Origin of the sequence: Streptomyces sp. NPDC046866 (assembly GCF_040704625.1) — a bacterium.
In the GTDB taxonomy this organism is placed as follows: domain Bacteria; phylum Actinomycetota; class Actinomycetes; order Streptomycetales; family Streptomycetaceae; genus Streptomyces.
In genome coordinates, this window is sequence record NZ_JBEYXN010000044.1 from 19,343 (window position 1) to 31,489 (window position 12,147).

Here is a 12,147-nt window from a genome sequence, read left to right on the forward strand (position 1 = left end):
AGAACAGCCAAGGGGGCGGGGGAAGCATGCGATTTCGGGTTCTGGGGCCGCTGGAGGTCACCGCGCCGGGTACGGGCGGAGCCGCCCTCGCACCGCGCGCCGCGAAGATCCGGGTCGTGCTCGCCGCCCTGCTGGTGCGGGCGAACGAGACCGTCTCGGTGGACGGCCTGATCGACGAGCTGTGGGGCGAGCACCCGCCGCGCACGGCGATGACCACCCTCCAGGTGTACGTGTCCCAGCTGCGCAAGCTGCTGCACGAGGCCGACCCGGAGTACGGGAGGGACTCCCTGGTCACCCGGGCGCCCGGCTACCTGCTGCGCGTGGACCCGGCCCAGCTGGACCTGGCCGCCTTCGAGGAGCTGCACCAGCGCGGCCGCGAGGCCATGCAGCGCGGCGACCACGCGGCCGCCGCCGACTTCCAGCAGCGGGCGCTGGCGCTGTGGCGCGGCCCGCTGCTCTCGGACACCCCGCACGGCCCGCTGCTGGACAGCACCGCGGGCCGGCTCGCGGAGCTGCGGACCTCGGCGCTGGAGCAGCGGGTACGGGCCGAACTGTGGCTGGGGCGCCACCAGGACCTGGTCGGGGAGCTCCAGGAGATCACCGCGGAGCTGCCGATGCGCGAGGAGTTCCACGCGCACCTGATGGTGGCCCTGTACCGGTGCGGGCGGCAGGCGGACGCGCTGCGCGTCTTCGCCCGGGTGCGGCGCGCCCTGGTGGACGAGCTGGCGATCGAGCCGGGCCGGCCGCTGCAGCAGCTGCACCGGCGGATCCTGACCGGGGACACGGCACTGCTGCGGCCGCCGGGGCTGGCGGCGGGGGCGGAGCCGGGGACGGCGTCCGGGGCCGGGGCCGACGCGTCCGCGGCGCATCATGCGGACGCGGGCGGGCCGGGGCGGCCGCACGCATCGGCGGCGGGCCGGGAAGCCGCGCCGCACGCGCACTCGGCCGCAGGGCCGCACACCGCACCGCCGCCGGCGCCGACGGGCTCCGCCGTCCCGTCCGCCCCCGCGGCGGAACCGGCCGCCGGCACCCGGGGCCACGGCGCCGGGGTTAGGGCCGGGGTGGGGGCCGGGGCCGGCGCGCTCCTGGCCGCGCAGACCCCGCCCGCCCCGCCCGCGGGCTTCACCGGCCGCGAGGAGGAACTGGACGAGCTGAGCGCGCTGCTGCGCACCCTGCCGGCCGGCGGTGCGGTGGTGCTGACCGGCGCGGCCGGCACCGGCAAGACCGCCCTGGCCCTGGCCGCCGCCGACCGGCTGGCCCCGCTCTTCCCCGACGGCCGCGTCTTCCTGGACCTCGAAGGCCCGGACCCGAAGTCGTCCGCGGCGGACCTCGTACGGCTGCTGCGCGCCTGCGGGGCCGAGGGCCCGCTGCCCGCGCACGAGGCCGCGCTGCGGGAGCTGCTGGACGGCATCACCCGCGGCCGGCGGATGCTCTTCGTACTGGACGGGGCCGCGGACGCGGACCGGGTGCGGCCGCTCCTGCCCGCCACCGCCGGCAGCGCGGCCCTGCTGACCGCCCGCCGGGAGCCCGAGGGGCTGACCGGGCGGGTGCTGACGCTGCGCGAGCCCGCCCCGCGGGAGGCGGGGCAGCTGTTCCTCGCCGCGGCGGGCCGGCCCGCCGACGCCGCGGACGAGGCCGCCGTACGGGAGCTCGCCGCGCTGTGCGGGCGGCTGCCGCTGGCCCTGCGCGCGGCGGCCGAGCTGCTGGCCGCCCACCCGCACTGGACGCCGCGGACGCTGGCGGCGCGGCTGCGCGAGGAGTCCGGCCGGCTGGCCGAACTGGGGCGCGTGGAGCGGGACTTCACCGCCCGGCTGCGCGCCCCGTACGAGGCCGCCGGCGAACCGGAGCGCGCGGCGTTCCGGCTGCTGGGGCTGCTGCCGGCCGGGCCGTTCACCGCTCGGGCCGCGGCGGCCGTACTGGACCTCGCGCCGCAGGCGGCCCGTACCGTACTGGCCGGCCTGGAGCGGGAGCGGCTGGCGGAGCCGGAGGCCGTACCGGACGAGCCGGAGGAGCACTGGCGCCTGTCCGAGCCGCTGCGCCTCCTGGCCGCACAGGAGCTCAGCGCACACACCCCGCCGGACCGGACCCTGGCGGCAACGGTCCGGCTGGCGCAGGCGTACGCGCAGGACCTGCGGCGCCTGACCGCCGAACCCTCGGAGGAGCGGCGGCTGGAGCGGTTCACCCGCCGCGAGGCGGCCCTGCTGGCCGTGGTGCGTACGGCGCACCGGGCCGGGCTGTGGGCCCAGACCGTCGAACTCGCCACCGCGATGACCCCGTTCGTGGAGGCCAGGGCCTCCTGGGAGGTGTGGGAGGCCGGGCACGCCCTGGCCCTGGAGGCGGCGCAGCGGCTCGGCGACCTGGCGGCGGAGGCCCGGCTGCTGCGCTCGCTGGGCGACCTGGCCTGGCAGCGCAGGCGGCTGTCGGCGGCCGGCGACTACTACGAGCAGGCCCTGCTGACCGCGGACGCGGCCCCGGCGGCGGCCGAGCGCGGCCGCGCCCTGGTGGGCCTGGCCGACCTCCAGCTCGACGCGGGCGCGGTGGAAGGCGCGGCGGCCCTGCTCTCGCCCGCGCTGGACGCGGTCGCGGACGACCCGCGCGGCACGTGGGAGGCGCGCCGCGTCCTGGCCCTGGTCGCCCTCGAAACCCACGGCCCGTCCGCGGCCCGCCCCCACTTCACGGCCTGCCTGGACCTGGCCACCACCCTGGGCGACCCCCGCCTGCACTCCTACGCCCACCGCTGGCTCACCCGCCTCACCACCCCCACCCCCACCGCCTGCCGCGAAATCCGCCCGGGCATCTGGCGCACGACCCCGGCGGCCTGACCGAAGATCGTCGGGCGGTAGGGTCGATCTGCAACACGACGCGAAGGGGAGTCAGTTGGCGCGGGTTGCAGTGGTCGGTGGCGGGATCAGCGGGCTGGGGACCGCCCTCATGCTCGGGCGGCGGGGCCATGCGGTCACCCTGTTCGAGCAGGACGGGCGGCAGGCGGGGCAAGACCTGGAGCGGGACTTCTTCCGGTGGAAGAGGCCGCGCGTGCCGCACGCCGTGCAGCCCCACTCGCTGCTGGCGCCCGTGCGGACCGTGCTGCGCACCGAGGCTCCTGATGTGTACGCGGACCTGCTGGCGCGCGGAGCGCGGGAGTACCACGAGTTCGACTGGTTCGACGGGCACCCGCCGTACCGGGCCGGCGACGAGGACCTGGTGACCCTGCGCACGCGCCGCATCGTGCTGGAGGCCGCGCTGACCGAGGCCGTGCGGCGGGAGCCCGCCGTTGGCGTGCGGTGGGGCCGGCGGGTGGACGGCCTCGTCTTCGAGGAGGGCCGCCCGCCGCGCGTCACCGGCGTCCGGGTGGGCGCGGAGGTCCACGCGGCGGACCTCGTCGTCGATGCGGCCGGGCGCCGCTCGCCGGTCCCCGGTTGGCTGGCCGCGGCCGGCTGCCGCCCTCCCGTGGTCGACAGCCACCGCACCGGGATCGCCTATCTGTGCCGCTGGTACCGGCTGCAGGCCGGCGGCCCGCGGGACCCGGGGCGGGTGAAGGCCGGCTCGGCGGCAGCGTTCGCGCTGGCCGGCGTCTTCCCTTCCGACAACGACGCCTTCGCGGTGCACCTGGTGGTCTCCACCGGTGATCCGACCCGCGGCGCGCTCACCGACCCCGCCGTGTTCGAGGCCGCCGCCCGCCGTTTCCCCTCGACCGCCGCCTGGCTCGACCTGGCCCCCGAACCGCAGTCGGCCGTCCTGGCGATGGCCGGCCTGGACAACCGCTGGACCGCCCTCGCCGACGAGGACGGGCCGGTCGTCACCGGCCTGGTCAACGCCGGGGACAGCCTCATCCACACCAACCCCACCTCGGGCCACGGCGTGTCCCTCGGCCTGCGGGCGGCCCAGTACCTCGCCACCCGTGCCGACCACGTCGCCGCGGACCCCCTCGGGTACCACGCCTGGACGGAACGGTCTCTGCGCCCGTGGTTCGACGCGCAGGTGGCGGCCGACCGCGGCACCGGGCAGCGCCTCGCCGAGGGCGAGAGCGCTCCGCCGCCGGACCGGCGGGCCGCCGCCGTGGCCGCCTGCGCCTTCGACGATCCCGTCCTCATGAGGGCCCGGGCCCAAGTGCGCCATCTCGTGCGGACACCCGACGAGGCCTACGGCACCGACGAGGTGGACCGGCACGTCACCGCCTGGCTCGCCGCCCACCCGGAGTTCACCCCTCGGCACGACGGCCCGACCCGCGAGCAGTGGGATGCCCTCGTAGCGGTGAGGGCCGGCTAGCGCGGCGGGCCCGCCGCGGCTGCGATGCGGGCGAGCTGCGCGAGGTGGGCCGCGAGGATGTCCTCGAACGCGGCGCGGCGGTCAGCGCCGAGGGGGCGGACGTCGCGGGCGAAGTGGGCCAGGGCCGGGAAGCGTTCGGGGGCGGCGCCCAGGACCGCCACGCGGAACAGCTCCAGGCCCTGCTCGTGCTCTTCGGCGGTGACCGTGGTGACACCGGCCTCCGAGGCGATCAACGCGGCGATGAGCACCGCGAGCCGGTGGTAGTGCCCCGGGATCTCCTCGTCGGCCAGGCCCGACGCGCGCAGCGCCTGCAGCACCTCTTCCATGACCAGCCGGGAACCGGTGCCGCCTGACGCGTAGCGTCCCCAGACCGCGGCGAGCTGGGGCTGCCGGCCGAAGGCCTCCCTCAGGCGCAGGGCCAGGGCCGTGATGCGCTGCTGCCAATCGCCCTCGGGGCGGTGCCCCTCCATGGCGGCCAGGAGGATCCGGTCGGCGACCGCGCGCAGCAGTTCGGTCTTGCTGCGGAAGTGCCGGTAGAGGCTGGAGGAGTCGGTCCCGAGGGCCGCGGCGAGCTTGCGCACGCTGAACGACTCCGCGCCGCTCGTGGTCAGCAGCTCCGCCGCCGCATCCAGGATCTCTTCGGTCGACCAACGCCTTCGGCCTGCCATTTCTCTCCTCTCGCCGATGCCCAGCCTAACGTATGCACTTGGCGTTGCACGCACTGCGTGCATACTGAGGACATCGGCATGCCGACAGGCCGGCGTGCCGCTCGTGCCCTGCTGTCTGGCCGGTTCGGGCGCCCGTTGCGGCGCGCCCCGAACCGGGAACACGAAAGGACGCATGACGTGAAGAACACCCTGGATTCGGCGGCCCTGGACGCGGCCCTCGAGGACGTCCACCGCGCCGGGATGCCGGGCCTGTTCGCCGAGGTCCGCGACGGCGAGCAGGTCTGGCGCGGCGCCGCGGGAGTCGCGGACGTCGCCACCGGCCGCCCCGTCACCGCCGACATGCGCCACCGCGTCGGCAGCATCACCAAGACCTTCACCGCCGCCGCGGTGCTGCAGCAGGTCGAGAGCGGTCGGATCGGGCTCGACACACCGATCGCCCGGTACCTTCCGACGCTCGTTCCGGGAGAACGCGGTGAGGCGATCACGGTCCGGATGCTGCTCGACCACACCAGCGGCCTCGCCGAGTACCTCCCCTGCGCCTACCCCTCCCTCAAGGCGTACCCCGACCTCGCGCACACCGGGCCGCAGAGCCTGGACGACCACCGGTTCACCCGGTTCGACCCCGTCGAACTGATCGGGATGGGGGTCGCCGCGCCTGCGGTCGGCGCCCCGGGCGGCACTCCGGGGGTGTACTCCAACACCAACTACCTGCTCCTGGTGGAGCTGTTGGAACACGTCACCGGCACCGCGGCCGAGCAGTACATCACCCGCAACGTCATCGAGCGCGCCGGGCTCCGGGACACCGCACTACCCGCCGGACCGCACGTCGAGGGGCCGCATTCGCTGCTCTACGAGGCGTGGTTCGGGATGATCGACCCGCCGCGGGACTACAGCGTGTACGACATGTCGTGGGTGGGGCCGTCGGCTTCGCTGGTATCGACGGTCTCGGACGTCAACCGCTTCTACGGCATGCTGCTGGCCGGGGAGGTCATCAGCCCGGCCTCGCTGGAGCAGATGCAGCGCACCGTCCCGGTCGTCTCCCAGGAGGGAAGGACCATCGACTACGGCCTCGGCCTCCACCCGATGCCGGGTGCCGGTACGACTGGCGGCGGCGCCTTCTGGGGCCACGGCGGGACCGTCTGGGGCGGTGGAGCGCTGGCCATGACGCGCGCCGACGGCAGGCGGCAGATGGCGGTCGCGGTGAACCTGCAGAGGTGGAACCGGCTGGACGCCTCCGGCAGGCCGCAGCCCCATCCCATCGACGACGCGCTCGCCCGCCTGTACCGCGTGGCGATGTACGGCTGACCGGGGCTCGGGGCGGTTGAGCTCGCATGTCGCTCCGTATGTCGCTCCGTATGTCGCTGCGTCGTCCGCTTCCCGGGGGCCGGCGCACCGACGCCGGCGGCCGGCGACTCCATCCTTCGGCCTACTGCGTTTTCGGCCCTGCGGAGGACGATCTTGCGGCGCCGCCGCGAGAGGGTGGGTCCGTGCGAACAACCATCGGATACACCGTCGAAAGCATCGGCTACGTCGTAGGAGCCCAGGGGCTCGTCAGCTTCGCCTCGCAGACCTTCTTCGGCACGGAGTGGGGCTGGCTGCACAAAGTGGTCGACCTGCCGTCCACGGCTTACCTCGGCGTCGTCGCCGCGGGACTGGCGCTCGTCGTCTGCGGGGTGAAGACGCGGAAGGCACCCGAGCGCCGGAAGGTCGCCTGACCGGCGGAGACTCGCAGCGGGCCCCGAGCCCTACAGGGCCCCCTCCCGAACGGGATCCCGGGATTCCGGGTGGTCCGGACCAGCAGCCGCTGCGGCGCGCAGCGCCGCCTCGACCCGGCGGTTGCCGGTCATGGTCGCCGTGACGGCGGTCATGGTGAGGAGGAGGCCGGCGGCGGCGCAGAGCGGGGTGCGTACGCCGTAGGCGGCGGCCAGCCAGCCGCCGAGGAAGGCGCCGAACGGGGCGGCGCACATGGCGAGCATGCGGGAGGTGGAGGCGACCCGCCCCATCAGGTGCGCGGGGACGATCGCCTGCCGCAGGGAGGGCCCGAGCACCATCGTGGCGCCCATGCCCGCTCCGCAGACGGCGAGGGCGAGCCCGGCGGCATACGGGTTCGGGGCGGCGGCAAGGCCCAGCACGGCGAGTCCCTCGACTGCGGCCGTGCAGGTCAGCGCGGTGCCGGTGCCGAGTCGGCGGCCGAGGAAGGAGGCGGTGCCCGCGCCGAGCAGGCCGCCGGCGGCCTCCGCCGTGAGGAGCAGGCCGAAGCCGAAGGCGCCGATGCCGAGACGGTCGTGCGCGAAGAGGGCCAGTACGGTCTCCACCGCGAGGAAGGCGATGTTCCCGACCGCCGGACGCAGCGCGAGCCCGAGCAGCAGCCGGTCCCGGAACACGTACGAGGCGCCGGCCCGCGCCTGCCGCAGCAGCGACTCCCGGGCCTGCGGTACGGGCCGGGGCGGGGCGGGCAGCGAGCGTACGAGCAGTGCGGAGAGCGCGAACGACACCGCGTCGGCGAGCAGCGGAACCGCCCGCCCGAGCGCCAGCAGGACGCTGCCCGCGGGCGGCCCCGCGAAGCCGGACGCCGCGGTCTGGGTGCCGCGCAGGCGGGAGTTGGCTCGTTCCAGGAGCGCGGGGTCGCGGCCGAGCAGGTCCGGCAGATAGGCCGTGGCGGCCGTGTCGAAGAAGAGTCCGCCGAGGCCGAGGAGGAAGGCGACGGCCGCGAGCAGCGCAATGCTCAGCACGTCGAGGGCGGCCGCGGCCGCCGGTATGACGAGCAGCACCGCACGCGCCGCGTCCGTGGCCCACATCGTGCGCCGGCGGTCCCAGCGGTCCACCAGCGCGCCGCCGAGCACCCCGAACAGCAGCCACGGCAGCGTTCCGGCGGCCGTGACGACGGCGAGCGCCATCGGATCCCTCGTCAGCGTCAGCGCGAGCAGCGGCAGCGCGGCGTGCGTCACCCCGTCACCGAGCGAGGACACCGTCTGCGCGGTCCACAGCCGTCCGAACCCGGTCGGCAGCGTCCGGACGTCCGAGCTCATTCGGCCTCCCCTTCGGCCTGGCCGCGCGCTGCCGGGTGGAACAGTGCGAAGACCAGCGATGCGTCCGGCAGCGAGGGATCGGACAGCTCCCGGTACTCGTCCGCCAGTGCCTGCAGCCGCGCCCCCAGCTCCGCGAACTGCTCGTCGGTGAGCCGCAGATGCGCCATCCGCACGTGCCGCTCGCCTTCCGCCGGCGCTGCCTCCAGGTCCGCCACCGCGTGCCGCATCAGCAGGTCCGGGCCTCCCTCGCCCCGATCCGGCAGGACGATCGCCCGCGCGGCCATGGCGTAGTACCGCTCGGTGACCCCGCGGACCTTCCGCGTGCGCACCACCTTCACCAGGCCGGCCCGTTCCAGCAGCCGTACGTGGTAGCTGGAACTCCCCTTGGCCAGGCCCACGCGCTCGGCGATCTGCGTGATCGTCGCGGGCTCGAAGCGGAGCACGGCCATGATCCGGTGGCGCGTCAGATTGGAGACGGCGCGGAGCTGTTCGTCCGTGGTGACGTGGAACGTCTCGGGAAGTCCATCGGGGGCGGTCATGCCGCTAATGGTCAAGGACTCTTGACCATTAGGCAAGCGGATTGTTGGAACCCCTCGGTCAGGCCTTGTCGAAGGTGCGCTTGGCCCAGAGGTAGGAGAGGGCGGCGATGCCGGTGCACCAGGCGGCGGCGATGGCGCCGCTGTTGCCGATGGGGGTGCCGAGGAGGAGGCCGCGGACGGTCTCCATCACCGGGGTGAAGGGCTGGTACTCGGCGAACCAGCGGATGGCGGTGGGCATGGAGTCGGTCGGGACGAAGCCGCTGCCCAGGAAGGGCAGCAGGATCAGCGGCATCGGCGCGTTGCTGGCGGCCTCCGGGGTCGGGGACTTCAGGCCGAGGGCGACCGCCAGCCAGGTGACGGCGAGGACGAAGAGGGTGAGGAGGCCTGCGGCGGCCAGCCATTCGACGGCGGTGGCGTCGGGGCGGAAGCCGATGGCGAGGGCGACGGCGACGATGGCGGCCAACCCGATGAGCTGCTGGATGACGCTGCCGACGACGTGGCCGGTGAGCACCGAGGCGCGGGAGATCCGCATGGTGCGGAAGCGGGCGATGATGCCCTCGGTCATGTCGGTGGCGACCATCACGGCGGTGCCGGTCGCGGCGGTGGCCGCGCCCATGAGCAGGATGCCGGGCACCACGTAGTTGACGTAGGCCTCGCGGCCGCCGCCGAGGCCGGCGCCGAGCGTGCCGCCGAACACGTAGACGAAGAGGAGCAGCAGGACGACGGGCGTCACGATCAGCTGGATCGTCATGGACGGGTAGCGCAGCAGGCGCTTGAGCTGGCGCCGGACCATGGTGGAGGAGTCGCGCGCGGCGAGGGTGAGGCTGCTCATCGGAGGGTCTCCTTCTGCTCGGTCTGCTGCCCGGTGAGGGTGAGGAACACGTCGTCGAGGTCGGGGGTGTGGACGCTCATCCCGGCGACGTCCACACGGCGTTCGTCCAGGAGGGCCAGGAGTTCGCGGACGGTGCGGACGCTGCCGTCGCCCGGGACCTGCAGGGTGAGGGCCTCGGGATCGGCGGTGGCTGCGCCGCCGACGATCCGGTGGGCCGCGTCGAGCCGGTGGGTGTCGGTGAAGGTGAGCCGGACGTGGCCGCCGGGGATGAGCCGCTTGAGCTCTTCGGCGGTGCCCTCGGCTATCAGCCGCCCGTGGTCCAGGAGGGCGATCCGGTCGGCGAGTTCGTCGGCCTCCTCCAGGTACTGCGTGGTGAGGAAGATGGTGACCCCTTCGGCGACGAGCTCGCGGACGATCCCCCACATCGAGCGGCGGCTGCGCGGGTCGAGGCCGGTGGTGGGCTCGTCCAGGAAGATCAGGCGCGGGTCGCCGACGAGGGTCATGGCCAGGTCGAGGCGGCGCTGCATACCGCCGGAGTAGGTGCCGGCCGGCTTGCGGGCCGCGTCGACCAGGTCGAACCGTTCGAGGAGTTCGGCGGCCCTGCGCTTGCCCGCGGCGCGCGGCAGGTGCTTCAGGTCGGCCATGAGGAGCAGGTTCTCCTCGCCGGTGAGGAGCTTGTCGACGGCCGAGTACTGGCCGGTGACGCCGATCGCGCCGCGGACGTCGTCCGGCCGGCGGGCCAGGTCGTGGCCGGCGATCCGGACGGCGCCGCCGTCCGCCGGGACCAGGGTGGACAGGATCTGCACGGTCGTGGTCTTGCCGGCGCCGTTCGGGCCGAGCAGCGAGAAGACGGTCCCTTCGGGGACGGTGAGGTCGATGCCGTCGAGGACGGTCTTGTCGCCGTAGGACTTGCGCAGTCCGCGCGCGGCGACGGCCAGGTCGTCGGTCATGAGGGGGTACTCCCTGTTCGGCAGGTTCGGCAGGTTCGGCGGGTTCGGCAGGGTGCGGCGGGTTCGGCGGGGTGCGGCGGGCTCAGAGGCTGCGGGCGGTGATGTCGCCGTACGAGGTGGTGGCGCGGATGTCGAGTTCGGCGGTGCCGTCGTTCTTGAGGGAGTTGCTGATGCGGCCGTAGGCGGTGCCGGCGTCCAGGGAGGCGGGGACACCGCGGGCGGCGGTGACCGAGATGTCGCCGGACTGGGTGCTGAGCACGACCGCGCCGCGCACGGCCTCGGCGATCCGGATGTCGCCGCGTGCGGTGCTGATCTGCGCCGGGCCGCCCAGCCGGCCGACCTCGACGTCCCCGTCGACCGCGGTGAGGCGCAGGCTCGCCGCCTCGTCGATCTTGATGTTGCGGTACGCGCCCTCGAAGGTGACGTCGCCGAGGCGGCCGACGCCGCGCAGCTCGGAGGCGGCGCTCCTGGCCTCGATGCGGGAGCCGACGGGCAGCTGGACGGTGACCTCGACGGAGCCGGCGGCGCCGAAGAGCTGGTTCCTCGGCTCGGGGGTGCGGATCTCCAGGACCCCGTCGGCGTGGGTGACGGTGGTCTGCTGGGCGGTCTGCACGTCGCGGTTCTTGGAGGGGTTGGCGGGCCGGACCTCGACGGTGGTGTCGCCGCGGTCGGCGGCGATGAGCTGGATGCGGCCGGCGGGGACGTCGAGGACGACGGCGACCGGGGCGGGGGTGGCGAACTTCTGCATGGTGATGCGCTCCTTCGTCTGGTGCGGACCCCTTCGGCCCGCTGTTTCCGACACGAGAAACGCTACGTTGCATTCAAGAATGCGGCAACAACCTTGTTGCATAGAAGAGAAATAACCCCAGCTCGGAGGAGGAAAATCGTTGCAATGGTTCGACATCTAATGCAACGTCACTCCCTGCATACGTTGCAATGGACTGTAGGTGAACGCTATACTGGGGCCACCACGCACCCCCGAAGGAGGCCGCGATGCCCGGAGGCAGGCTCACTCAGCAGGAACGCCAGCAGATCGCCCTGGGGCTGGCCGACGGCCACGCCTACGCGGAGATCGCCAGACGCCTGGACCGCCCGACCTCCACCATCACGCGCGAGGTCATGCGCAACGGCGGCCCCACCGGCTACCGCGCCGACCTCGCCCACCGCGCCACCGAGCGGCGCGCCCAGCGCCGCAGGCAGCCCGCGCCCCGCGACCCGAGCGCGGCCCCCCAGGCCCACGGACGGGACGCCGAGGCGGTGCGCGCGTACGAGGAGACGCTCACCACCGTCTTCATGCAGTCGGGCACGCCCAAGATGATGGCCCGGGTGATGGCCTGCCTGTGCATCAGCGACTCGGGCAGCATGGGCGCGTCCGAGCTCGTCCAGCGCCTCCAGGTCAGCCCCGCGTCCGTCTCCAAGGCGGTCGCGTTCCTCGACAGCCAGGGCATGGTCCGCCGGGAGCGCGACGAGCGCCGCCGCGAGCGCTACGTCATAGACGACGACGTCTGGTACCAGTCCATGATGGCCAGCGTCCGCTCCACCGCCCAGGTCGCCGAAACCGCACGGCAGGGCGTCGGCGTCCTCGTCCCCGGCACCCCGGCCGCCACCCGCCTCGAGAACGTCGCCCGCTTCCTCGACTTCGTCTCCGAGAGCCTCGCACGCGCCGCCGAACAGGCCCGCGAAGTCCTCTACACCAAGCCCGAAACGGCCCCCGACAGCACGAACGCCCCGTCGGCCGCAGGGGCCGACGGGGCGTGAGCGAGAGGGTTCAGTAGCGGTAGTGGTCCGGCTTGTACGGGCCGTCGACGTCGACGCCGATGTACGCGGCCTGCTCCGGGCGCAGGGTGGTCAGCTTGACGCCGA

At 74.3% G+C, this 12,147-nt stretch carries 12 protein-coding genes; 5 read left to right on the forward strand and 7 right to left on the reverse strand.

Annotation, left to right across the window (positions count from 1 at the left end; all coding sequences use genetic code 11):
- Positions 1-26 precede the first annotated feature (26 nt).
- Both AB0953_RS34140 and AB0953_RS34145 read left to right on the forward strand, forming a co-directional pair.
- Positions 27-2,822 carry an AfsR/SARP family transcriptional regulator gene (locus AB0953_RS34140; protein ID WP_366863487.1) on the forward strand — a complete coding sequence of 932 codons (2,796 nt, stop codon included), beginning with the start codon at positions 27-29 and terminating at the stop codon, positions 2,820-2,822.
- 55 nt (positions 2,823-2,877) lie between these two features.
- On the forward strand, positions 2,878-4,266 hold the full coding sequence (locus AB0953_RS34145; protein ID WP_366863488.1) for an FAD-dependent oxidoreductase: 1,389 nt from the start codon (positions 2,878-2,880) through the stop codon (positions 4,264-4,266).
- Here the strand turns inward: AB0953_RS34145 and AB0953_RS34150 are convergent.
- The gene (locus AB0953_RS34150) at positions 4,263-4,934 is read right to left on the reverse strand and encodes a TetR/AcrR family transcriptional regulator (protein WP_366863489.1); all 672 of its coding nucleotides are present in this window, start codon (positions 4,932-4,934) and stop codon (positions 4,263-4,265) included. The genes AB0953_RS34145 and AB0953_RS34150 overlap by 4 nt on opposite strands.
- 177 nt (positions 4,935-5,111) lie before the next feature.
- Here AB0953_RS34150 and AB0953_RS34155 point away from each other — a divergent pair, with 177 nt between their 5' ends.
- Positions 5,112-6,239 (forward strand): serine hydrolase domain-containing protein, encoded by a 1,128-nt coding sequence (locus tag AB0953_RS34155; protein WP_366863490.1) that lies wholly within the window; start codon positions 5,112-5,114, stop codon positions 6,237-6,239.
- Positions 6,240-6,421: 182 nt separating this feature from the next.
- Positions 6,422-6,649 (forward strand): hypothetical protein, encoded by a 228-nt coding sequence (locus AB0953_RS34160; RefSeq protein ID WP_366863491.1) that lies wholly within the window; start codon positions 6,422-6,424, stop codon positions 6,647-6,649.
- A 30-nt stretch (positions 6,650-6,679) separates the two neighbouring features.
- Here AB0953_RS34160 and AB0953_RS34165 read toward each other — a convergent pair whose 3' ends face one another.
- From AB0953_RS34165 to AB0953_RS34185, 5 genes are all read right to left on the reverse strand, one after another.
- A complete protein-coding gene (locus tag AB0953_RS34165) occupies positions 6,680-7,963 on the reverse strand; it encodes an MFS transporter (protein WP_366863492.1) in 1,284 nt (427 codons plus the stop codon).
- Positions 7,960-8,502 carry a winged helix-turn-helix domain-containing protein gene (locus AB0953_RS34170; protein WP_366863493.1) on the reverse strand — a complete coding sequence of 181 codons (543 nt, stop codon included), beginning with the start codon at positions 8,500-8,502 and terminating at the stop codon, positions 7,960-7,962. Before AB0953_RS34170 ends, AB0953_RS34165 begins: the two co-directional genes overlap by 4 nt.
- Positions 8,503-8,560: 58 nt before the next feature.
- The gene (locus AB0953_RS34175) at positions 8,561-9,334 is read right to left on the reverse strand and encodes an ABC transporter permease (protein WP_366863494.1); all 774 of its coding nucleotides are present in this window, start codon (positions 9,332-9,334) and stop codon (positions 8,561-8,563) included.
- The gene (locus tag AB0953_RS34180; RefSeq protein ID WP_366863495.1) at positions 9,331-10,284 is read right to left on the reverse strand and encodes an ATP-binding cassette domain-containing protein; all 954 of its coding nucleotides are present in this window, start codon (positions 10,282-10,284) and stop codon (positions 9,331-9,333) included. Before AB0953_RS34180 ends, AB0953_RS34175 begins: the two co-directional genes overlap by 4 nt.
- A gap of 82 nt (positions 10,285-10,366) precedes the next feature.
- Positions 10,367-11,032, reverse strand: coding sequence for a DUF4097 family beta strand repeat-containing protein (locus AB0953_RS34185; protein ID WP_366863496.1), 666 nt, complete (start codon positions 11,030-11,032; stop codon positions 10,367-10,369).
- 245 nt (positions 11,033-11,277) lie between these two features.
- Between AB0953_RS34185 and AB0953_RS34190 the strand changes: the two genes are divergently transcribed.
- Positions 11,278-12,042 carry a helix-turn-helix domain-containing protein gene (locus tag AB0953_RS34190; RefSeq protein WP_366863497.1) on the forward strand — a complete coding sequence of 255 codons (765 nt, stop codon included), beginning with the start codon at positions 11,278-11,280 and terminating at the stop codon, positions 12,040-12,042.
- Positions 12,043-12,052: 10 nt separating this feature from the next.
- On the opposite strand, the gene AB0953_RS34195 is transcribed toward AB0953_RS34190, so the two are convergent.
- Positions 12,053-12,147, reverse strand: a 95-nt coding sequence (locus AB0953_RS34195; RefSeq protein ID WP_351034276.1) for an adenosylhomocysteinase, incomplete at its 5' end; no start/stop codon positions are given.

What these genes read in the sequence shown, in the direction of transcription:
- AB0953_RS34140 (WP_366863487.1), top strand. Translation starts at nt 27, where the DNA reads ATGCGATTTCGGGTTCTGGGGCCGCTGGAGGTCACCGCGCCGGGTACG.
- AB0953_RS34150 (WP_366863489.1), bottom strand. Translation starts at nt 4,934, where the DNA reads ATGGCAGGCCGAAGGCGTTGGTCGACCGAAGAGATCCTGGATGCGGCG.
- AB0953_RS34165 (WP_366863492.1), bottom strand. Translation starts at nt 7,963, where the DNA reads ATGAGCTCGGACGTCCGGACGCTGCCGACCGGGTTCGGACGGCTGTGG.
- AB0953_RS34170 (WP_366863493.1), bottom strand. Translation starts at nt 8,502, where the DNA reads ATGACCGCCCCCGATGGACTTCCCGAGACGTTCCACGTCACCACGGAC.
- AB0953_RS34175 (WP_366863494.1), bottom strand. Translation starts at nt 9,334, where the DNA reads ATGAGCAGCCTCACCCTCGCCGCGCGCGACTCCTCCACCATGGTCCGG.
- AB0953_RS34180 (WP_366863495.1), bottom strand. Translation starts at nt 10,284, where the DNA reads ATGACCGACGACCTGGCCGTCGCCGCGCGCGGACTGCGCAAGTCCTAC.
- AB0953_RS34185 (WP_366863496.1), bottom strand. Translation starts at nt 11,032, where the DNA reads ATGCAGAAGTTCGCCACCCCCGCCCCGGTCGCCGTCGTCCTCGACGTC.
- AB0953_RS34190 (WP_366863497.1), top strand. Translation starts at nt 11,278, where the DNA reads ATGCCCGGAGGCAGGCTCACTCAGCAGGAACGCCAGCAGATCGCCCTG.